The sequence below is a fragment of the Paracoccus sp. L-17 genome (assembly GCF_056857655.1).
On record NZ_JBSXNM010000042.1, the window covers coordinates 64,462 to 86,136 of the forward strand.

The window sequence follows — 21,675 nt, forward strand, 5'->3', positions numbered from 1 at the left end:
TTGGCCCTGAAACTGACCAATTTCCGCGCCACCGGCTTCGACGCCGCCCCGGACGAGATCTTCGTGGGTGATGACGGCCTTGTCGCCAGTGCCCCCGTGGGCGGCGCAAAGGTGCTGGACCTGAAGGGCGCCTGGCTGTCGCCCGGCTGGTGCGACCTGCATGTCCATGTGTGGCATGGCGGCACCGATATCTCGATCCGCGCCTCCGATGCCGGGCGGCCCACCGGCGTGACGGCGATGGCCGATGCCGGTTCGGCAGGCGAGGCCAGCTTTCACGGGTTGCGCGAATATGTGATCGAGCCGGCCAGCGAGACGATCAAGGCGTTCCTGAACATCGGCTCGATCGGGCTGGTGGCCTGCAATCGGGTGCCCGAGCTGATCGACTGGCGGTCCATCGACATCGACCGGACGCTGGCGGTGATCGAGGCCAATCGCGACGTGATCTGCGGCATCAAGGTGCGCGCCTCGGGCGTGATCGTGGGAAGTTGGGGCATCACCCCCGCCAGGATCGCCAAGCGGGTGGCCGAGATGACCAACCTGCCGCTGATGGTCCATGTCGGCGAGCCGCCCCCGCTGATCGACGAGGTGTTCGCGATCCTGACGCCCGGCGATATCGTGACCCATTGCTTCAACGGCAAGCCCGCAGGCTCGATCCGCGACACGGAGGCGCTGTTCCGGATGGCGCAGGATCTGGCCGAACGCGGCATCCTGATGGATATCGGGCATGGCGGCGCGTCATTCAACTTCAGGACCGCGCGGGAATCGATGGCCGACGGGCTGCGGCCGTTCTCGATCTCGACCGATCTGCACGCCCATTCGATGGCCAGACCGGTCCATGACATGGCCACGACCATCGCCAAGTTGCTGGCGGTGGGCCTGCCCTTCGACGAATGCATCCGCGCCGTGACCCAGGCCCCGCGCGGCTTCCTGGGCCTGTCGGGGCGCGACGGCCTGGCGCCGGGGACGCGGGCCGATTTCACCGTCTTCGATCTGGAGGACAGCCGGGTCGACGCGATGGACAGCCAGGGCAACCACATGGTGATGGAACGGATGTTCGAGCCGCGCATGACCGTGCTGGGCTGCGACGCGCAACCCGCCGCGCGCCGCCTGCCGCCAGAGGGCTAGAACCATGAGCGATGCCAGCAGCGACACGATCCTGTCGGTTCAGAACCTTGGCGTCAGTTTCGGGCGCGGCCGCGCCGCCGTGACCGCGCTGCGCGATGTCAGCTTCAGCCTTGAACGGGGCCGGACGCTGGCGCTGGTGGGCGAAAGCGGATCGGGCAAGTCGCTCACCTCGCTGGCGCTGATGGGACTGCTGCCGCCTTCGGGGCGGGTGCGGTCGGGGCGGCTGGAATTTCGCGGCCGCGACGGATCGCTGACCGATCTGGCGGGTCTGGACGCGGCGGGGTTCCGGCGGCTGCGCGGCCCCGGCATCTCGATGATCTTCCAGGAGCCGATGTCCTCGCTGAACCCGCTTTTCACCATCGGCGACCAGATCGGCGAGATGCTGTTCCTGCACGAGACCCTGCCGGCGGCGCAGCGCCGCAAGCGGGTGATCGAGATGCTGGAACTGGTCGAAATTCCCGGCGCGGCCGCCCGCGTCGATGCCTATCCGCACGAATTGTCGGGCGGGATGCGGCAGCGGGTGATGATCGCCATGGGCCTGATCTGCAACCCGGCCCTGCTGATCGCGGACGAGCCGACGACGGCCCTGGACGTGACCATCCAGGCGCAGATCCTGGACCTGATGCGGCGGCTGCAGAAGGATCTGGGCATGTCGATCCTGTTCATCACCCATGACATGGGTGTGGTCGCGGAAATGGCCGATGACGTGGCGGTCATGTATGCGGGCGCGGTGGTCGAACAGGCCGGCGTGATGGACCTGTTCGACGACACCCGCCATCCCTATTCGCAGGGTCTGCTGAACTCGATCCCGCGCGAGGGGCTGGCCGCTGGCGAAAGGCTGGTCCCGATTGCGGGCACGGTGCCGGCGCTGACCGACCTGCCGCCAGGCTGCGCCTTCGCGCCGCGCTGTCCCCATGCGCGGGCCGAATGCCGCGCGCCGGTGGCGCTGCGGGAAAAGGCGCCGGGCCATCTGGCGGCCTGCATTCTGGAACGGGCGGTGCCGGCATGAGCGACGCGCTGATCCGGATCCGCAACCTGACCAGGCGGTTCCACACGCCGTCCGGCATCGTTCACGCGGTCGAGGATGTCAGTTTCGACATTCCGCGCGGCTCGATCACCGGGCTGGTGGGCGAAAGCGGCTCGGGCAAGACCACGCTGGGCCGCACGCTGCTGCGGCTGGTCCAACCATCGGCCGGGCAGATCCACTTTGACGGCACCGACATCACCACCCTGCCCGACGCCAAGATGCGCGACATGCGGCGGCGGATGCAGATCATCTTTCAGGATCCGATGTCATCGCTGAACCCGCGCCTGAAGGTGGGCGATCTGGTGGCCGAGGGCCTGCGCGCCCATGGCATCGGCACCCGCGCCGAGCGCCGCGATCGCGTGGCCGCGCTGCTGGAGGAGGTCGGGCTGAGCGCCGATCACATGAACCGCTATCCTCATGCCTTCTCGGGCGGGCAGCGGCAGCGGATCGGCATCGCCCGCGCCCTGGCGCTGGAGCCGGAATTCATCGTCGCCGATGAAAGCGTCTCGGCGCTGGACGTGTCGATCCAGGCGCAGGTGCTGAACCTGTTGCTGGATCTGCGGCAGAAGCGGAACCTTACGATGCTTTTCATCGCCCATGACCTGTCGGTGGTGAATTATCTCTGCGATCAGGTCGCGGTGCTGTATCTGGGCCGGCTGATGGAGATCGGCCCCGCCGCCGCGATCCACAAGGCGTCGGCCCATCCCTATACCCGTGCGCTGAATTCGGCCATTCCGCTGCCCGATCCGCGCGCGGCACGGGGCCGGACGCCGCTTCAGGGCGATATTCCCAGCCCGCTGAACCCGCCATCGGGCTGCGTCTTCCGCACCCGGTGCCCCCATGCCGCCGAAATCTGCGCCCAGGGCGCGCCCACGGCGCATCCGGTCACGCCCGATCACCAGAGCCATTGCAAGAGAGCCGAGGATCTTTATGGACATCACGTCGCTGCCAACCACGCCTGAGACGCGGCTGGTCCGGATCGGGATCACCCTGCCCGACGCCGCGCCGAAACCCATCGGATCATTCCGCAATGTCCGGGTTTCGGGGGGGATGATCTATGTCTCGGGCCAGGGGCCGGTCCGTGCCGATGGCAGCCTGATCCGCGGCAAGGTCGGAGCCGAGATCAGCGCCGAGGAGGCTCGTGATCATGCCCGGCTGGTCGCGATCAACATCCTGTCGGCGCTGCGCGATGCGCTTGGTTCGCTGGACCGGGTGGGCGGCGTGGTCAAGCTGTTGGGCATGGTCAATGCCGATTCCGATTTCGAACGCCATCCCTTCGTCATCGACGGCGCCTCCGACCTGCTGGCCGAGGTGTTCGGCGAAACCGGCATCCATGCCCGGTCGGCCTTTGGCGTGGGATCGCTGCCCAACCGCATCCCGGTCGAGATCGAGGCGATCTTCGAGGTCGCGGATCAGCGGTGATGCAGCCCAAGCGCCTTTTCCACCGATCGCGCCGCCTCGCGCACGGCCTCGGCCACAAGGTCGAACTTGTCGGGAACGCGGTGCTTGGGCATGACCACCGACAGGGTCAGCTGGCAGGTGCCGTCCTGTCCGCGCACGGGCGCGGCGATGCAGGCCACCTGATCTTCGGAGGTGTCGATCTGCACCGACAGCCCGTCCAGGAAATCGCGCCGGGACAGGTCGGCCAGGATCGCCGGATCGGTCTCGGCCAGCCCGGTATTGGAAGGACGCGCACATTCGGCAAAGACCGCCAGCCGTTCGGCATCGGGCAGATGGCCGATCAGCAGCCGCCCCGAGGCGGTCCAGTTCAGCGGCACCCGCGTGCCCACATCCGAGGTGACGCGGAACGGCCCCGAACCCTCGGCCATGGCCACGACCTGCATCATCCCCTCGTCGCGGGCGCAGATCTGGACCATTTCGGCCACCCGTTCGTTCAGCGCGAACATGGCGCGCTCGGCCTCGTTGAAGGCGTTGACGCGGGCGCGGTAGGCCAGGCCGTACCGCATCAGGCGCGGCCCCAGCCAGGCGCGGCCATCGGCGCTGCGCGACAGCATGTTCCGTTCGGTCAACTCGTCGATCAGCTTGTAGACGGTCGAGGGCGGCGCGCCCGTCGCCCTGGCCAGGTCATAGGCGCTCATCGGCTGGTGCCGCTCGGTCAGGATATCGAGGATCTGAAGCGAACGGTCGATGCCGCTGGTCCGGCTGCGCCGCGTCGTCTGGATGTCGGCCGGGCCGGGATCGTCGCTCATCGTCGTTTCCATCGTTTTGATGCAACCTACGCAATTATGGAAATCTTCTCAAGCGCAGAAAGGCTCTCCCATGCTTGGAAATACCGGATACCCCGTCGATTGGTCTTGGCATGACGCGCAGGGCTTTGCGCGGGTGATCAACACGTCGGGTACGATGACGTCACTGGGCGGGTCGATCGCCACCCGCCGGGTGGCCGAGGCGACCGCCGCCGCGATGCCCCGCTTCGTCCGTATCCACGAGATGCAGGTCCGCGCATCCGAGGTGATCGCGCAATTGACCGGCGCCGAGGCCGGGTTCCTGACCGCCTCGGCCAGCGCCGGGATCACACTGGCGGTCGCGGGCTGCATCACCGGGCTGGATCCCGCGCGCGCCGAGGCGCTGCCGGGCGATCCGGGGCCCGGCAACGGCGTCGCGGTGCAGATGGGCCATCTGTGCGAATATGGCGCGCCGGTCAGCCAGGCCATCGCACTTGCAGGGGGCGCCACGCGGATCGTCGGGCAATCGACGCTGGCCAAGGATTACCAGCTGGATGCCGCGCTGGAGGGTTGCGCCGCGGCGCTGTATGTCGTGTCGCATCATGTGGTGGATTACGGGATGATCCCGTTGGAGACATTCGCGGCCATCTGCCATGCCAGGGGCGTTCCGGTGATCGTGGACGCGGCCTCGGAATATGATCTGACGGGATTTCTGGCCGGGGGTGCCGATATCGCCATCTATTCGGGCCACAAGTTCATGGGCGGGCCGACCTCGGGGATCGTGGCGGGGCGCAGGGATCTGATCCGCGCGGCCTATCTGCAGAATATCGGCATCGGCCGCGGCATGAAGATCGGCAAGGAAAGCATCGCCGGCGCCATCGAGGCGATGGCGCAGTGGATGGAACGCGATCACGACGCCATCCGGGCCGAGGAAACCCGCGCGCTGGACATGTGGAAGACCGCCATCGAAGGTCTACCGGGCATCACCCCGGTCCGCATTCCCGACCCTACCGGAAACCCGCTGGAGCGGTTGCAGGTCTGGGTCGATCCGGCACGCGCGGGGGCCAGCGCCGCGCAATTCGCCGAGATCCTGGGTCGGCAGGATCCGCCGCTGATCGTGCGCGGACACGAGGTCGAGCAGGGCTATTTCCAGCTGGATCCCTGCAACCTGATGCAGGGTCAGGCCCGGATGGTGCGCGATATCCTGGTCGCGGGGCTGAGCGATGGCGCGGCGGCGGCCGCGATCGACGCCAAGGCCGCCGCGGCCGCCGCCCGGAACGGCGGCACGCAGGCCTATATGGACTGGCTGGCAGGTTGATCGGCGCCGGTCCATCTGCCCTGCGACTGAGCGACGAACCGAAGCCGGCGCGATCCTGCGCCCGCCGCGCGGCCTTGCCAAAGGGTATTGTTGAGTAAATCACTTCGTTTTATCGTCCGGCCAGTTTCGACATCGGAAAGGGTCAGGCATGTTCGACCGCAGCCACCGATCAAGGGGACGGATCGCCCACAGATCAGGCGCCGCAGCCGTCGCACTGAAGGCGCGGGCCGCCGCCTGGGATCTGCCTCTGGTCGAAACGGATGAGGGGCTGTGCCTGTTTCTCTGGAACTGCGAATTGCGCCTGACGCCCGAGGGCGCCGGCCTGCGCATCGATCTGGCCGCACCGGATCAACGGATGCTGGCCACGCTGCGCGACAGCGCCTCGGAATTGTTCGACGAGGCCGGGTTGGCGGTCGCGTGGGATCATGTCGATACTGGCGCGCTGGCGCCCGGGCTTTCACTGGTGCGGGTGCTGTCCGTGATGCGGCGCAGCCCCGGCTTTCTGCGGATCCGGCTGCGCGGTGCGGACATGCCACGCTTTGCCCAGGACGGCCTGCATTTCCGGCTGCTGATCCCGCCGCCGGGCCGCGCGCCTGTCTGGCCACGGATCGGCGCCTCGGGACGGACCATCTGGCCCGACGGGGCGGATGCGATGCACAGGCCGGTCTATACCGTGACCGGGCAGGATCAGGACTGGCTGGATTTCGACGCGTTCGCGCATGCGGACAGCCCGACCTGCGATTGGGCGCTGGCCGGACCCCAGGGCCAGCAGGTGGGCATCACCGGTCCCGGTGGCGGCTGGTGTCCCGATGCGCGGCGGCTGTTCCTGTTCGGCGACCAGACGGCCCTGCCGGCCATTGCCCGGATGCTGGTTCTGGCGCGCGGCAGGGTGCGCGCCGTCCTGCGCTGCGCGCCCGAGGATATGGGGCCGCTGGCAAACGATCGCCGCGTGATTGCCAGCGACGATCTGCTGGGCGCATTGGCCCTTCTGGGGCCTCTGGATCAGAACGATCACGTCTGGTTCGCGGGACCGGCCAACGAGGCGCGGTCGGCCAGACGGATGTTGCGGGATCGCGGCCTCGACAAGACCGGATACACGGCCGCGGCCTATTGGGGCTGAGCCTTGCCGGCAATGGCAAGGGACCGCGCGGCATCCGGATTTATCAGGCGGGAATGGCCACGCGGGCGCCATCGTCGCGGGTCAGCACCTGCATCCCCAGGCCATAGATCCGGGCCAGCATCGCCGGTCGCATCAGCGCGTCGGGGTCGCCCTGCATCACCAGCCGGCCGCCCTTCAGCGCCAGGACATGATCGCAGAACCGGGCCGCCATGTTGACGTCGTGCAGCACGATCACCGCGCTGCGGCCCTGATCGTGGCACATCCGCCGCACCAGGGACAGCACCTCGACCTGATGGGCGATGTCCAGCGCCGAAATGGGCTCGTCCAGCAACAGGGTGCCCGCCTGCTGCGCAATCATCATCGCAAGCCAGGTCCGCTGCCGCTCGCCCCCCGACAGCGTATCGACAAGGCGGCCGGCCATCGGCTCCAGCCCGCATTCAGCAAGCGCAAGGGCGATGGCCTGACGGTCGCGCGATCCGATGCGGCCAAGCGCGCCGTGCCACGGATAGCGGCCAAGCGCGACCAGTTCGCGCACCAGCATCCCTTCGGCCGGCGGGGTCGTCTGCGGCAGATAGCCCAGCCTGCGGGCATAATCGCGCGGATGCCAGTCGCGCAGGTCGCGGCCTTCGAAGCTGACGCGGCCCGTGCAGGGCATTTGCCGGGCCAGCGCCTTCAGCAGGGTGGACTTGCCCGAGCCGTTGTGACCGATCAGCGCGATCACCCGCCCCGATGGCAGATCGGCGTCCAGCCCTTTTATCAGCCGGCGCCCGGCGACATCGACGCCAAGTCTGCGGATCGCGAAAAGGCTCATCCCGGACGCCTCGTGATCAGCCAGATCAGCCAGGGTGCCCCCAGAAGCGACGCGAAAAGGCCCAGCGGCAGATCATAGGGAAAGCCCGCCATCCGGGAACCGAAATCGGCGGCCAGCATCAGGCCGGCCCCGATCAGCGCGGCACCGGTGACGTGATGCGATGGCCGCGCCAGGCCCAGCCGGCGCGCCAGATGCGGCGCCATCAGCCCGACGAAGCTGAGCGGGCCGACGAGCACCGTCGCGGCGCCGGTGCCGATCCCCGACAACAGGATCAGAAACAACCGCGCGCGCCGCAAGGGCAGGCCCAGCCCGATCGCCGTCTCGCCGCCCAGTGGCATCAGCGCCAGCCATCGACGCACGCCGAGACAGGCCGCCAGCATCCCCGCCGCGACCAGGCTCAGGGCCAGGGCGCCGCGCATGCCCACGCCCGAGGATGATCCCGCCAGCCAGCCCAGGATGACCCAGGATCGCGCGTCGCCCGTGGCCATGATCGCCGACAGGACCGCGGTCGCCAGCGCCGATATCGCGATTCCCGCCAGCAGGATGCGTTCGGGCGGCATGTCGCGGCTTGCGGTGAAGGCCGCGACCAGGGCCAGCGCCACGGCCCCGCCGATCGTCGCGCCGGCGCCCAGCAACGCCGCTGTCGGGGCGACGGCAACGAACACCACCGCAGCATAGCCCAGCGAGGCGCCGCCCGACACGCCCAGCACCTCGGGCGAGGCCAGCGGATTGGCCGTCAGCCGTTGCAGGATCGCGCCCGCCATGGCCAGCGCCGCCCCGGCCGAGGCGGCGGCGATCAGGCGCGGCAGGCGCATCGGCAGGAAGGCGGCAAGGCTTTGCGGGTCCAGCAGCAGCCAGCCCTGCGGGCCGCGCCCGATCCACAGCATCGCCAGCGCCGCCGCCAGAGCCCCGATCGCCAGGGTGATCAGCAGGCGCGCCGGCCGGGCGCGGCGCGGGGCGGGGCCTTCGGCGGTCTCGGTTCCCGGCGGCGTGGTGCCGCGCAGGCGGGGCAGCAGCCAGATCAGCAGCGGCCCCCCGATCAGCCCGGTCACGGCACCGGTCGGCAATTCAGCCCCGCCGGCGGCCGCAAGGCCAAGCACCAGCCCGTCGCACAGCGACAGCAGCGCCGCCCCGATCACCGGCGACACGGCAAGATTTCCGGCGATGCCGCGCGCGCCCAGGATGCGCGCAAGCGCGGGCGCCGCAAGGCCCACGAAGGCGATCAGCCCCAGTTCGGCCGAGACGCTGGCGGCGATCCAGACCGCCAGCGCGACCGCGGCCAGACGCATGCCGGCCACGTTCATGCCCAGACCCGAGGCAGAGCCCGCCCCCAGCGACAGCATGCGCAGCGGCCGCACCAGCAGCGCCGCGCCGATCCCGCCCAGGGCAACGACGGCCGCCAGCGCGCGCACGCCCGACCAATCCTGTTGCGCCAGCGCGCCGCCATTCCAGATCACCAGCGACAAAAGGTAATGTCCCCGCGCCAGCGTCACCGCCGTGGCGATCGCGGCGGCGGTCATCCCGACCAGCAGGCCGGCGACCACCATCGTCACCGGGGCGAAACCGCGCCGCGCGCCGATGCCCAGAACCAGCGCCGCGGCCAGTCCCGCCCCGCTCAGCGCCACCGGCCACCGGCCATGCGACAACAATCCCGGCCACAGGATCGTCGCCAGAACCAGCGCCAGCTGCGCCCCGGCCGAGAGACCCAGAGTCGTCGGATCCGCAACCGGGTTGCGCAGCACCGCCTGAAGGATTGCCCCCGACAGGCCAAGTGCCGCCCCCGCCAGCAGGGCGATGATTCCGCGCGGCATCAGCCCGAAGGCCAGCAGGATCTGGGGCAGGCTCATCGCCTCAGGCCGGAACGGCGGCGCCGGCCAGGCCTGCATGGGCAACAGGCCGCGAGCCGCAGTCAGCCACATCAGCGCCGAGGCCGCCAGCGACAGCAGAAGAAGGGGCAGGTCACGGGTCATGTGGCGCGGCGCGGTCCGGTCTGGAAGGCTGCGGCCAACAGTTCCGCAAAGCGCAGGGCCGCAGGCGCGCCGCCGAACGCATTGACCCGTTCCAGCCGATACAAGCGGTTCTCGCGGACCGGCGGCAGCGCCTGCCACAGAACGCTGCGCGACAGGTCGCGTCGGGCCTCGACCGGGACATTGCCGACGATGACCAGCCGCGCCTCGGGCATCGCAGCCAGGCGTTCCATCGGGACGGGCGCGAGAAAGCTGAACCGGGTCTTGGCGGACCAAGCGTTTTCCAGGCCCAGCCGGGTCAGCGTGCTGCCGAACAGGCTGTCGGGGCCGAAGGCCCGGACATGGCGCGCATCGCCGATCTCGATCAGCGCCACCGGCCTGTCCCGAAAGGCGGCAAGCCCGGTCGCCACGCCGTCCAGCGCGGCTTCGGCGCGGGTCCGGGCACGCCGCCCGGCGCCCGGATCCCCGATCGCCCGCGCCAGATCGTCCAGCGCCGCCAGCGCGCGAGGCAGGGGCGGGTCGCCCGGCCTGTAGAAGGTCAGCGACAGCACCGGCGCAATCCGGCGCAGCTTGTCCTCGTAGCGGGTGTAGAAGGGCGAGGTCAGGATCAGGTCGGGGCGCGACAATTGCAGCAATTCGAAATTGGGCGAGCCGCGCAGGCCCAGATCGGTCACGTCCCGCGGCACGGCGGGCGTCACCGCATCGGCACGAAAGCGCAGCAATTCGCTCGCGGCGACCGGCATGTGGCCGATGGCAATGGCGGTTTCCAACATCGCCCAGTCGATCGCGGCCAGACGTTGCGCGGGGGCGGCTGCAGCCGCTGCGGCGGTCACGCGCAGGGGCAGCGCCGCCACCATCAGGCCGGCGGCGGTCAGGACGGCGCGACGTTCGGTCCGGAACGCGGCCCGTCCCGTCACCACGTGTAGGCGACCCTGGCGCTGACAGCGCGTCCTTCGCCATACGAGCAATAGGAAAATCCGCAGGCGCTGACATAGACCTCGTCGGTCAGGTTGGTCAGGTTCAGCGACATCTCGACATTGTCGGCGGTATAGCCTGCGGCCAGATCGATCAGCGTCACACTGTCCAGTTCGGCGGAATTGGCCGCATCGATGTAGCGTTCGCCGATATAGCGGACCCCGCCGCCCAGCCGCAGGCCGTTGCCGAATTCCCGGTCGATCCACAGGCTTGCAAGATGGTTGGGCGCATCGGCCAGTTCGTTTCCGTCCAGCGGATCGCCCGAGGGCGCGACCTGTTCGGTTTCGTTATAGGCATAGCCGCCGCGCAGTTTCCAACCTTCGGCGATCTCGGCCGTGGCCTCGATCTCGAACCCGCGCGATGCCACCTCGCCGATCTGGCGCAGGCCGCTGATGCCGCCCTCCAGGACCGAACGGTTCACATTCGTCTGGCGCAGGTCGTAGAGCGCGGCGGTCATCAGCCCATCGAACGCGGTGGGCCGGAATTTCACCCCCAGTTCCCATTGCTTTCCCTCGGTCGGGCGCAGGGCATTGCCGTCGATATCCTGGCCGGCCTGCGGATCGAACGAGGTCGCATAACTGACATAGGGCGTGACGCCATTGGCCATGACATAGGCCAGACCCAGGCGGCCGGTGAACTGGTTGTCCTTGTAGTCCGCGGCGCTTCCGTAGCGTTCACCGGTCTGTTCCACCCAATCGTAGCGCAAACCCAGCGATCCGCGCCAGTTGCCGTATTCGATCTCGTCCTGCGCATAAAGGCCCGCCTGACGCAGCAGCGAGGGCCCGGCATTGGGCTGACCGAAGAAATTGCGGCCCCCGGCATTATAATCGGGATCGCGCCAGTTCAGGTCGGTCGCGGTGCCGAACTGGCTGCTTTCATAGGCGTCGTATTGACGGATATCGGCGCCGAACAGCAGCCGGTGGACGGCCTGCCCGGTCGTGACCTCGCCGGCCAGACGGGTGTCGAGGCTGATCGTCTCGCTGTCCTCGCTCTGCCGGCTGGAGCCGCGGCTGAACCTGTCCTCGCCGGTGACGGCGATCGCGTAGGTGCTGCGATAATCCCAATCCAGTTTCTCATAGCGGAATCCCTGGCTCAGCGTCCAGCCGCCGTCCAGTTCGTGGCTCAGTTCCAGGCTGACGCTGGCGGCGGTGCGGTCGCTGTCGTCCCAGTCTTTCTGGCCGGTATACAGATCGCGCAAGGAATCGCCGTCGCCCGTCCGGGTCAGCGCAAAGGGCACACCCGTCGGCGACATCGGCGCATCCCTGGTATAGTTCGCCATCAGGTCGATGGTGGTGCCGTCATCGGGTCGCCAGCGCATCGCCCCGGCCAGATAGCCGCCCCTGTCGGTCAGATCCTCGATCTGGGTGCTGTCGTCCCGGCGGATGCCCGTCAGACGCCAGGACAGGGCGTCGGACGGGGCGCGGTTCATGTCGAAGAACGCCTGCGCGCTGCCGGTGCTGCCATAGCCGATCCCGGCCTCGCCGAAATCGCCATCCTGCGCCCGTTTCTGGACCAGATTGATCACGCCCAGCGGCGATCCGGCCCCGTAAAGCGATGATGACGGGCCGCGCAGAACCTCGATCTGCTGCACCCCGTACAATTCCTGCCCGATCGCCCCGAAATAGCGACCCTGACGCAGGCCGTTGATATATTGAGCGTTATCGGCCCTGAAGCCGCGGATATAAGGGGTGTCGAAGCGTGGATCGACGCCAAAGGGTTCCGCCAAAACGCCGGCCGTGTAGCCAAGCGCCTGGCCCAGGTTCCGCGCGCCCTGATCCGTGATCTGATCGGAGGTGACGACCGAAACCGATTGCTGCATCTCGGCTATGGGCGTGTCCGATTTGGTTGCGGCTTGCGAATAGTCGCTGACATAACCCTCGGCGGCGCTGGTCGCGCCGGTCGTTGCGGTCAGCGTGATCGTGTCCAGAACGACCGGAGCTTCGCCCTGCTGCGCGGTGGCGAAAGCCGCCGACAGCGCAAGAACGCTGACGCTGGCGATCGGAAGGATGCTGAATCGGGAAATCATGTCTGCCTGCCGTAAAAATCACTGTCCGACAGGATGTTGACAAAAAAACTTGGCTATTGTCAATGGTTCCCGACTGTATTTGTCGGAATAAGGCCGGCGGCAGTAGTTTCTGCCGCCGGCCCGTTCGTCGCGATGCCGGAAGCTGCGATCAGGCCAGATCGAAGCGGTCCGCGTTCATCACCTTCGTCCAGGCGCGGACGAAATCACGCAGGAATTTCTGTTTGTTCCCGTCGCAGGCATAGACCTCGGACAGGGCCCGAAGCTGCGAGTTCGAGCCGAAGACCAGATCGGCGCGGGTCGCGGTCCACTTCTTTTCGCCCGTCGCCCGGTCGCTGCCCTCGAACAATTCGGCCGAGCCTTCGACGGCCTTCCACTCGGTCCCCATATCCAGCAGGTTGACGAAGAAATCGTTCGTCAGCGTGCCGGGCGCGTCGGTGAAGACGCCGTGGCTGGACTGGCCGTGATTGTTGCCCAGAACCCGCAGGCCGCCGACCAGCACGGTCATTTCCGGCGCGGTCAGGGTCAACAATTGCGCCCGGTCCACCAGCAGCTTTTCGGTGGGCACGCTGTAATCGGCCTTCAGGTAGTTGCGGAAACCGTCGGCCTCGGGCTCCAGCACCTCCAGTCCCTCGGCATCGGTCTGTTCGGCGCTGGCATCCATCCGGCCCGGCGTGAACGGCACCTCGATGCCGCCGCCCGCGGCCTTCTCGATCGCGGCGGATCCGCCCAGCACGATCAGGTCGGCCAGCGAGATTCGCTTGCCGCCGGTGGCCTTGCCATTGAAATCGGCCCGGATGCCTTCCAGCACCGACAGGACGCGGGACAGCCGTTCGGGCTGGTTCACCTCCCAGTCCTTCATCGGCGCCAGCCGGATCCGCGCGCCATTGGCCCCGCCGCGCTTGTCCGAACCGCGGAAGGTCGCGGCCGAGGCCCAGGCGGTCTGCACCAGTTCCGGCACCGACAGGCCCGAGCCGAGGATCTGATCCTTCAGCGCGGCGATGTCGGCCGCATCGACCACAGGATGATCGCAGGCCGGGATCGGATCCTGCCACAGCAGATCCTCGGCCGGGACATCCTTGCCCAGATAGCGCGCCTTGGGGCCCATGTCGCGATGCGTCAACTTGAACCAGGCCCGCGCGAAAGCCTCGCGCAGCTGATCGGGATTTTCATGGAACCGGCGCGAGATCGGTTCATAGATCGGGTCCATCCGCATCGCCATGTCGGCGGTGGTCATCATCGTCTTGACCTTGCGGCCGGAATCCTCGGCCGCCGGGGCCATGTGATCCTGGTCCACGCCCACGGGGGCCCATTGATGCGCGCCGGCGGGGCTTTTGGTCAGTTCCCATTCATAGCCGAACAGCATGTCGAAATAGCCGTTGTCCCATTGCGTCGGGTTCGGCGTCCACGCCCCCTCGATCCCCGAGGTGATGGTATGGCCGCCCCGGCCGCTTTCGTGGCGGCTGATCCAGCCCAGGCCCTGGGCGGCGATATCCTCGCCCTCGGGTTCGGCGCCGACCAGCGCCGCGTCGCCCGCGCCGTGGCATTTGCCAAAGGTGTGGCCGCCCGCGGTCAGGGCCACGGTTTCCTCGTCATTCATGCCCATGCGCGCGAATGTCTCGCGGATGTCGCGGCCAGAGGCAACCGGATCGGGTTTGCCGTCCGGCCCTTCGGGATTGACGTAGATCAGGCCCATCTGCACGGCGGCCAGCGGGTTTTCCAGCACGCGGTCGCCCGAATAGCGGCTGCCGGGCTTGTCGCTGGTCGCCAGCCATTCCTCTTCGGTGCCCCAGTAGATGTCTTCCTCGGGTTCCCAGATGTCCTCGCGGCCGCCGCCGAAGCCGAAGACCTTGCCGCCCATCGATTCGATGGCGCAATTGCCCGCCAGAATCAGCAGGTCGGCCCAGGACAGCGCGTCGCCGTATTTCTGTTTCACCGGCCACAACAGGCGCCGCGCCTTGTCCAGATTGGCGTTGTCGGGCCAGGAATTCAGCGGCGCGAAACGCTGCGAGCCTGACGACGATCCGCCCCGTCCGTCGCCGGAACGATAGGTGCCGGCGCTGTGCCATGCCATGCGGATGAAGAAGGGACCGTAATGGCCGTAATCCGCAGGCCACCAATCCTTGCTGTCGGTCATCAGTGCGAACAGATCGTTCTTCACCGCGTCGATGTCCAGCTTCTGGAATTCGGCCTTGTAGTCGAAATCCCCGCCCATCGGATTGCCCAGCGGCGTGTTCTGGTGCAGGATCTTCAGGTTCAGCTGGTTCGGCCACCACTCACGATTGGACCGTCCGCCGAAAAAGGTGTTGAGGGCGCTGCCGCCGTGCATCACCGGGCAGCCGCCGCTTTCCATGTCTTTTCCATCCATGATCGCCTCCTGGAATCTTTGGGATGCGCGCCGATCGCGCCCCCGCTTTTCGGCACCGATGCTAACAAAATCGTGCCATACGGAAGAATCGCAAATTTTGATCTTCGCGATAGGTTTGCCTGATAAAGATGCCGGCGGCGGCCGGTTTCGGGCAAAGCCGCCCCACCAGGACTTGTCCGCGCCGCGCCATGAACGTGTTGACACAACAACGCCATTCCGCATGATTTGCAGATCGAAGAGGTAAGTGTCTTGTTCCGTTTCAGGTGTTCGAGTTTTCCGGTTCTCGTGATCGGCATCGCCTTGGCGACCGCTCCGCGATCGGTGATCGCGCAGGATCAGGATCCGGCACAGAGGGCACAGGCCCTGCGCCAGATCATCGTGACCATGGAAGACGAGGCCCGGCAGCTGGAAACCAAGGTGGCCCAGGCACGGGCGCGCCTGGACGATCTGAACCGGCAGGCCGAGGCGGCCGAACAGGAACTGGCGGCGCTGGACGGCAAGGCGGCGCAGGCGCGTGACGAACTTGCCGCCCTGACCGCTCAGCGAGACACGCGGCGCGCCGAAAATACCGCGGCCGGGGAAAAGCTGGCTGGATTGCGCGGAACGGCCGTCACGCTTGATGCCCGGATCGAGGCCCTGACGGAACGGCACGAACAGGCGAAACGGGATCTGGCGCGCATCGAGAAGGCCGGCGCCGATCGCGAACAGGTGCTTGCCGAAATCGAGACCGCAAGGACCAGGGCGGCGACGCTGCGCGACGAGGTCGCGGCTCTCGTCCAGCAGCGCGATGCGTTGCAGGCCGGCGCCGCTGCGGCCGGGCAGGCCGCCACCAAGCTGACCGAGGATCGGGCGCAGCTTGCGCGGCAACGCGACACCCTGACCGCCGAAATCAAGGCCCTGACCGGCCGGCGCGATCAGTTGCAGCGGCAGCAGGCGCGGGCGGCGGAACTGACCGGGCGGATCGCCTCGCAGGAATCCGCGCTGGCGGATCTGCAGGCCCGGGCCGGAACGCTGCGCGAGGAGGTCGCGACCCTGACCGAAAGCCGCGATTCCCTGCAGGCCGGGCTGAACCGGATACGGGCGCAGACCGCCGCTGCTGGGGCAGCCCAATCGCCGCCGGCCCGATCCGCTGCCCCGCCGGCCACCGGCGAAGCCCCGACAACCGCCGAGGCCGCTTCCGCGACGGGCCGCAGCCCGGATGCGGTCGACGCGGCGCTGGCGGCCGCGCCGGGTCTGCCGGACAGTCCCTCGCAGTGGATGCCGTTGCGGAAGGCCCTGATCCGCGGCGACTGCACGCCCCAGGCGCTTGCCCGGATACAAAAGCCGGTCAACCGTCAGACGCTGCTGGCGCTGATGTCGCGGCTGGAAGGCTGCTGACCGGGGCGGCCCAGAAACGCGGATGATGACGATTCGTCACCCCGATCCGGCCCCTTGTGCCGAGGATTCGTCGAAGGCCGGCGGGGAACCGGTGCAACGGCCGGAGGCGGCATCAGCGCGGCGGCGGCGCCGTCCGGATCCATGCGGTCCACGCGCCCTGCCCCCCCTGCCCATCCGTCGCCGCCAGCCGCCAGCGGGCAACGGGGCGATCCAGAAGCATCGCCGGCAGCCCTGTCATCGACCGGCGCGGCGTCCCGTCGCCTCCGGCCAGCTGATATTCGACGACGAAGCCGGCCGGGCTTTGTCCATCCGCCGCGCGCCAGTGCAGTTCCGTCTGGCCGGTCCGAAACAAGGCCTGCATGACCGGGACAGGCCGCGCGGTCTGGTTCTGCGCTTCGGGAATCTCCGTCAGGGCTTTCAGCCGTGCCTCGGCCCCCGAGATGCCGTTGGCCATTTCATACCAGGCGCGGGCGCGTTGCAGATCGATCGGCACACCCAGCCCGGCCTCGGAATACTGGCCCAGATAATAGGCCGCCCTCGCGCTGCCCCAGATCGCGGCGCGTTCATACAGCATCAGCGCCTTCGCGGTATTCGCCGCCTCGGCTTCAAGCGCCGCGTTCAGCAGCATCCTTGGATCAGGCGGGGCGGCGATTGCATCGACCCGGGCCAGCACCGGGCCCGGATCCGGCCCGGCCTCGGCCGCTGGCGCGATGTTGGGCGCAGGTTCGGGCGCGATGGCCACGGGCGTCGTCGTTGGATCGCGATCCCACAGGACAAGGCCCGCCAGCACCGCCGCCAGCCCGGCCAGCGCCGCCGCGCCGGCCAGCAGCTTTTTCCCAAACGGTGACCGGGATGGCGGCGGCACCGGCACCGGGACCGGCAAGGCCGGTCCCGGGTCCCGGTCCGGTTGTGCCACGGGACGCAGGGCGGCGTCCGTCGCGACCGACGGCGCGGCTTGCGCAGGGCCGGCCTGCGGTGCCGGTCCGGCAGGCTTGCCGGGTTCGGGACTGGACGGGACGCGGGCCGGTCCGTCGCTCAAATCGTTGTCGATGCAGGCCCGCAGGATGTCCGCGTCGATCCGGCCCCGGCCAGAGCGGAGGGCGATGAAAAGACATTGCTGGGCCAGATGGTCGATCGCGCGGGGCAGGCCCGCGCTTGCGCTGTGCAACAAGACCAGGCTTTCGGGATCGAAGCCGGGAAGATCGGCTCCGGTCGCCTTGCGCGCATGGGACAGGCGATGCGCGATATAGCCGGCGGTATCCGCCTCGCTCAGCGGCGGCAGGTCGAACCGGCCCCCGATCCGGCTGCGCAGGGCCAGGCTGGCCGGATGCTCGATCCGCGCCCGAAGTCCGGGCTGACCGGCCAGCAGCAGCGGCATCGTGCTGCGCCCGTCACCGTGAATGTCGGTCAGTTGCCGCAACTGGTCCAGTTCCTCGACGCCCAGCGTCTGGGCCTCGTCGGCAATCAGCATGACGCGGCGGCCCCGCGCCCCGCAGGCCTCGACGAAGCGGCTCAGCCGGGTCAGCAGCTCGGCCGGGGCGGCATCCGTATGATCCTGCCCGAAGGCACGCAGGGCCCAGCGAAGCGGCGCGGTCAGCTCCGCCCCTTCCTGACCCAGCAGGCCGAATTCGATCCTGTCCCGGTAGCGATGGATCAGCGCCCGCAAGAGCAGCGTCTTGCCGGTGCCGACATCGCCGGTCAGAACCGCGATCGGCTGGTTCGATTCGACCGCGGATACCAGCATCGCCAGCGCCCGGCGATGGCCTGCGGATTCGTAGAGCAGAGAGGGATCCGACAACGGGCGAAAGGCCGGAAAGACCGGATCGGGCGGCATCCAGTTCATGAAACGGGTCCGGCAGGCAAAAAGACACTCGGCAGTGACGTGTCCCGCCAGCCTAGGGCGGACCCGGCGCGATGTCTATCGCCGGATCGGTCCTGAAGCGGGCAAGGACCGGACCGCCGCAGAGGATCGCCCCCCGACAGGCGTGCCGGGCCGGGGGGTTTGGGGGGCTGCGGGAAAGCCCCCCAAGCCGGCGCGGGACGCAGATCGCCGGTCCGGGCGCTAGCCGGCATCCGCGACGAAGCCCGCCGCCTCGATGGCGCGGCTGGCGCAGGCTTCGTCATTGTCCGATGTGTCGCCGGTGATGCCCACGGCCCCCAGAATCGCGCCATCGCGCCGGATCAGCACCCCGCCCGGAACCGGCACCAGCGATCCGCCCGACAGCGCGTTCATCGACTGGATGAAATAGGGCTGTTCCTTTGCCCGCTCATAGATCGCGCGCGACCCCATGCCCAGGGCGATGGCGCCCCGCGCCTTGCCCTGGGCGATGTCGGGGCGCAGCGTGCTGGTCCCGTCCTGCCGCAGCAGCACCTTCAGGTCTCCGGCCGCGTCCAGAACCGCGACGGTAATCGGTTTCAGCGTCATCTCGGCCGCGATTTCCAGGCAGTTATCGGCCATCTTGCGGGCATCGTCCAGGCTCAGATCCATGTCGTCTCCTCTCTCGAAATGGCAGTCCTTGCCGCCCGACTTCGCATATCACGACCGGCTGTGCCTAGCCCTCGAAATCGAGATGGACTTTCACCGCCCGCGAGCGGTCGCCCGCCAGATCGAAGGCCCGAACCGCGTCGCGCGCCGGCAAGACCTGCGTGACCATGGGCGACAGCTCTATCTGCCCCGCGCCGATCATCGCCACGGCCTCGGCGAATTCGGCGTCGAAGCGATGGCTGCCCAGAAGGCGCAGTTCCTTGGCCACGATCAGGTTCAGCGGCAGCGGAATCGTCCCTGCCACGCCGATCTGCACGATGCTGCCCTGCGGCCGCGTCGCCGCGATCGCCTGGGCGATGGCATGGGAATTGCCCGAACATTCCAGCACGATGTCGATGCGCCCCTTGCCCTGGGCCAGATCGGCCAGCGCGTCCGGTGTCTCGGCCACGTTCACCACGCGGTCCGCCCCCATCCGGCGCGCCACGTCCAGCGTGAAATCCTGCACATCGGTCACCACGATCCCGGCCGCGCCGCGCAGCCGGGCCAGCGCCACGCAGATCGCGCCGATGGGGCCCGCGCCGGTAACCAGCACCCGCTGGCCGGCAAGCGGCGGTGCCAGGGTCAGGGCATGCAGGCAGACCGACAAGGGCTCGGCCCCGGCAGCGGCCCCCGCCCCCACCCCCTCGGGCAGCGCCAGGCATTGCGCGACGGGATGGGCGATGCGGCTGCGAAAAAGGCCCTGTTCGTGAGGCATCCGCATGGCCGAGCCGTTGAACCGCATCGCCAGGCAGTGCCGCGTCTGGCCCGCCCGGCAGAATCCGCACGTCCCGCAGGGCCGCGAGGGGCACAGCGCGACGATCTGGCCCGCGACCAGGCCCGACCCCTCGGGCGCGGCTTCGACGATCCCGACCGCCTCGTGGCCCAGGATGATCGGCTCTTGCACGCGGACCGGGCCGAAGCCGCCATCGTGGTAATAATGCAGATCCGATCCGCAGATCCCGCCGCGCGAGACACGGATCAGCGCCTCGTCCGGGGCGGGACGGGCATCGGGGCCATCCTCGACGCGCAGGTCACGGGCGGCGTGAAGGCGGCAGCACAGGTCTTGCATCACTTGTCCATCAGCGAGGGCAGGAAGGTGCTGATCCACGGAATGTAAGAGACCATCAGCAGCACGAATATGTTCGTCGCCAGATAGGGCACCAGCGCCCGGATCACCGGGGCCAGCGGCAGCCGCGCGATATTGGCGCAGACGAACATGCAGACCCCCACCGGCGGCGTGGTCAGCCCGATCATCAGGTTCAGGACGGCGAAGACGGCGAAATGCAGCGGCTCGATACCCACGCCCTGCGCCAGCGTCAGCAGCGGCACGAACAGGATGATCAGCGCCGCGATGGTTTCCATGAACATGCCGACGACCAGCAGGATGATGTTGATCAGCAGGATCACCAGAAACCTGTTATCCGTCACCGACAAGACCCCGGCGGCGATCTTCTGCGGGATCTGTTCGCTGACCAGAATCCAGCCAAAGACATTGGCCGTCCCTACCAGCGCCAGGATCCCGGCCGATCCGACCGCGCTGTCGATGACGATGCCCGGCACGCGGGCCAGCGGCAATTCGCGATAGACGAAGGCTCCGACCAGCAGCGCATAGATCGAGGCGATGACGGCGGTCTCGGTCGGGGTGACATAGCCCGACAGCATGCCCCCCACGATCAGCGCGGTCATCGCGAGCGCCCAGAAGGCACCCAGAAAGGCGCGGCCAAGCTCGGTCCAGCCCTGCCAGGCCTGCCGCGGAAAATCGCGGCGCCGGGCGATGATCCAGGTCGTCGCCATCATCGCCACGCCCAGCAGGATTCCCGGCAGCGCGCCGGCGATGAACATCTTGCCGACCGAGATCCCGGCCAGCGATCCGACGATGATCATCGGCACCGAGGGCGGGATGATCGGACCCACCGTAGACGAGGCGGCCGTCACCGCGGCCGAGAACGCGGCCGGATAGCCCGCGCGCTTCATTCCCGGAATCATCATTCCGCCGATCGAGGCGGCATCGGCGACGGCGGTGCCGGAAATGCCGCCGAACAGCATCGACGAGGCGATGTTGGTCTGCGCCAGACCGCCCCGGATCCAGCCGACCATGGCCTGCGCGAAGCGAATGATGCGGCTGGTGATGCCGCCGCCATTCATCAGGTTTCCCGCCAGGATGAAGCCCGGAATGGACAGCAGCACGAAGCTGTCCATGCCGGCATACATCTTTTGCGGAATCACCACCAGCGGCATTCCCTGCCACAGCAGATAGGCCATCGAGGACAGGCCCAGCGTGATCGCGACCGGCATCCCGATGGCCAGGCCCAAAACGAAGGTCAGGCCCAGGATCGTCAGGCTCATTCGATCCCTCCCAGCGGGTTCTCGGGCCTGCCATCGCTTGCCCCCGTCACCATGCCCACCAGGCGCAGCAGCGCCGCAAGGCCCAGCATCGCCAGCAGCACCAGCACGCTGCCGTGAACATAATTCATCGGCAATGCCAGCGCAGGCGATGTCTGCATCGCGCCGATGCGGGTGAACCGCCATGCCGGGCCGATCAGCAAGGCGCAAAAGGCCAGCACCAGCGCCGCCGACAGCAAGCGCATCAGCCAGGGATAACGTCCGGGAAGATTTTCGCTGAGCAGATCGACATTGACCAGATCGCCCGAGAACAGCGCCAGCGCCGTTCCGAAACCGGCGAGATAGAGCAGGGCAAAGCGGGTCAGTTCCTCGGTCCAGACGGGCGAGCCGGCGAAGGTCCGGCCGACGACCTGAATGGTGACGGCGGCGATGAGGACCAGGAAGGCCAGACCCGTCCCCAGTCGCAGCAAGGATCGCAACAGGCGGATCACGGCATTCATCGAAACCTCTC

The 21,675-nt window shown here is 68.2% G+C and carries 18 protein-coding genes; 7 read left to right on the forward strand and 11 right to left on the reverse strand.

What is annotated here, in order from left to right:
- Genes AC13CR_RS12460 through AC13CR_RS12475 form a run of 4 tightly spaced genes read left to right on the forward strand, consistent with a single transcriptional unit; the run spans position 1 to position 3,574 of the window.
- Positions 1-1,125, forward strand: a complete 1,125-nt coding sequence (locus tag AC13CR_RS12460; protein WP_292956317.1) for an amidohydrolase/deacetylase family metallohydrolase — start codon at positions 1-3, stop codon at positions 1,123-1,125.
- 4 nt (positions 1,126-1,129) lie between these two features.
- Positions 1,130-2,134 carry an ABC transporter ATP-binding protein gene (locus tag AC13CR_RS12465; RefSeq protein ID WP_292956314.1) on the forward strand — a complete coding sequence of 335 codons (1,005 nt, stop codon included), beginning with the start codon at positions 1,130-1,132 and terminating at the stop codon, positions 2,132-2,134.
- Positions 2,131-3,114: an ABC transporter ATP-binding protein gene (locus AC13CR_RS12470; protein ID WP_292956311.1), complete on the forward strand. Its 984-nt coding sequence runs from the start codon at positions 2,131-2,133 to the stop codon at positions 3,112-3,114. Before AC13CR_RS12465 ends, AC13CR_RS12470 begins: the two co-directional genes overlap by 4 nt.
- The gene (locus tag AC13CR_RS12475; protein WP_292956308.1) at positions 3,083-3,574 is read left to right on the forward strand and encodes a RidA family protein; all 492 of its coding nucleotides are present in this window, start codon (positions 3,083-3,085) and stop codon (positions 3,572-3,574) included. Before AC13CR_RS12470 ends, AC13CR_RS12475 begins: the two co-directional genes overlap by 32 nt.
- On the opposite strand, the gene AC13CR_RS12480 is transcribed toward AC13CR_RS12475, so the two are convergent.
- Entirely contained in the window at positions 3,565-4,362 is a 798-nt protein-coding gene (locus AC13CR_RS12480) for an IclR family transcriptional regulator (RefSeq protein WP_292956305.1), read from the reverse strand. The two genes, AC13CR_RS12475 and AC13CR_RS12480, sit on opposite strands and share 10 nt — an antisense overlap.
- Before the next feature lie 70 nt (positions 4,363-4,432).
- Here AC13CR_RS12480 and AC13CR_RS12485 point away from each other — a divergent pair, with 70 nt between their 5' ends.
- Together AC13CR_RS12485 and AC13CR_RS12490 are read left to right on the forward strand one after the other, a co-directional pair.
- The gene (locus tag AC13CR_RS12485; RefSeq protein ID WP_446236658.1) at positions 4,433-5,656 is read left to right on the forward strand and encodes an aminotransferase class V-fold PLP-dependent enzyme; all 1,224 of its coding nucleotides are present in this window, start codon (positions 4,433-4,435) and stop codon (positions 5,654-5,656) included.
- Positions 5,657-5,804: 148 nt separating this feature from the next.
- Positions 5,805-6,776: a siderophore-interacting protein gene (locus AC13CR_RS12490; RefSeq protein WP_292956299.1), complete on the forward strand. Its 972-nt coding sequence runs from the start codon at positions 5,805-5,807 to the stop codon at positions 6,774-6,776.
- 43 nt (positions 6,777-6,819) lie between these two features.
- On the opposite strand, the gene AC13CR_RS12495 is transcribed toward AC13CR_RS12490, so the two are convergent.
- The 5 genes from AC13CR_RS12495 to katG all read right to left on the reverse strand — a co-directional run bounded on the left by AC13CR_RS12495 (position 6,820) and on the right by katG (position 14,920).
- Positions 6,820-7,587 carry an ABC transporter ATP-binding protein gene (locus AC13CR_RS12495; protein ID WP_446236657.1) on the reverse strand — a complete coding sequence of 256 codons (768 nt, stop codon included), beginning with the start codon at positions 7,585-7,587 and terminating at the stop codon, positions 6,820-6,822.
- Positions 7,584-9,557: a Fe(3+)-hydroxamate ABC transporter permease FhuB gene (gene fhuB / locus AC13CR_RS12500; RefSeq protein ID WP_446233099.1), complete on the reverse strand. Its 1,974-nt coding sequence runs from the start codon at positions 9,555-9,557 to the stop codon at positions 7,584-7,586. Before fhuB ends, AC13CR_RS12495 begins: the two co-directional genes overlap by 4 nt.
- The gene (locus tag AC13CR_RS12505) at positions 9,554-10,411 is read right to left on the reverse strand and encodes an iron-siderophore ABC transporter substrate-binding protein (RefSeq protein WP_293766960.1); all 858 of its coding nucleotides are present in this window, start codon (positions 10,409-10,411) and stop codon (positions 9,554-9,556) included. The genes fhuB and AC13CR_RS12505 overlap by 4 nt, the downstream gene beginning before the upstream one ends.
- A 56-nt stretch (positions 10,412-10,467) precedes the next feature.
- Entirely contained in the window at positions 10,468-12,555 is a 2,088-nt protein-coding gene (locus tag AC13CR_RS12510; RefSeq protein ID WP_482900840.1) for a TonB-dependent siderophore receptor, read from the reverse strand.
- 148 nt (positions 12,556-12,703) lie between these two features.
- Entirely contained in the window at positions 12,704-14,920 is a 2,217-nt protein-coding gene (gene katG / locus AC13CR_RS12515; RefSeq protein ID WP_292978519.1) for a catalase/peroxidase HPI, read from the reverse strand.
- A gap of 285 nt (positions 14,921-15,205) precedes the next feature.
- Here katG and AC13CR_RS12520 point away from each other — a divergent pair, with 285 nt between their 5' ends.
- Positions 15,206-16,297 (forward strand): coiled-coil domain-containing protein, encoded by a 1,092-nt coding sequence (locus AC13CR_RS12520; RefSeq protein WP_293013596.1) that lies wholly within the window; start codon positions 15,206-15,208, stop codon positions 16,295-16,297.
- A gap of 112 nt (positions 16,298-16,409) precedes the next feature.
- Here the strand turns inward: AC13CR_RS12520 and AC13CR_RS12525 are convergent, their stop codons facing one another.
- The 5 genes from AC13CR_RS12525 to AC13CR_RS12545 form a co-directional block, all read right to left on the reverse strand.
- Positions 16,410-18,140: an ExeA family protein gene (locus AC13CR_RS12525; protein ID WP_482900841.1), complete on the reverse strand. Its 1,731-nt coding sequence runs from the start codon at positions 18,138-18,140 to the stop codon at positions 16,410-16,412.
- Positions 18,141-18,359: 219 nt separating this feature from the next.
- Positions 18,360-18,785 carry a GlcG/HbpS family heme-binding protein gene (locus tag AC13CR_RS12530; protein ID WP_335661331.1) on the reverse strand — a complete coding sequence of 142 codons (426 nt, stop codon included), beginning with the start codon at positions 18,783-18,785 and terminating at the stop codon, positions 18,360-18,362.
- A 64-nt stretch (positions 18,786-18,849) separates the two neighbouring features.
- The gene (locus tag AC13CR_RS12535) at positions 18,850-19,890 is read right to left on the reverse strand and encodes an L-idonate 5-dehydrogenase (protein WP_414692169.1); all 1,041 of its coding nucleotides are present in this window, start codon (positions 19,888-19,890) and stop codon (positions 18,850-18,852) included.
- Entirely contained in the window at positions 19,890-21,167 is a 1,278-nt protein-coding gene (locus AC13CR_RS12540) for a TRAP transporter large permease (protein WP_482900842.1), read from the reverse strand. Before AC13CR_RS12540 ends, AC13CR_RS12535 begins: the two co-directional genes overlap by 1 nt.
- Entirely contained in the window at positions 21,164-21,664 is a 501-nt protein-coding gene (locus AC13CR_RS12545; protein ID WP_292956272.1) for a TRAP transporter small permease, read from the reverse strand. The genes AC13CR_RS12540 and AC13CR_RS12545 overlap by 4 nt, the downstream gene beginning before the upstream one ends.
- Between the last annotated feature and the right edge of the window lie 11 nt (positions 21,665-21,675).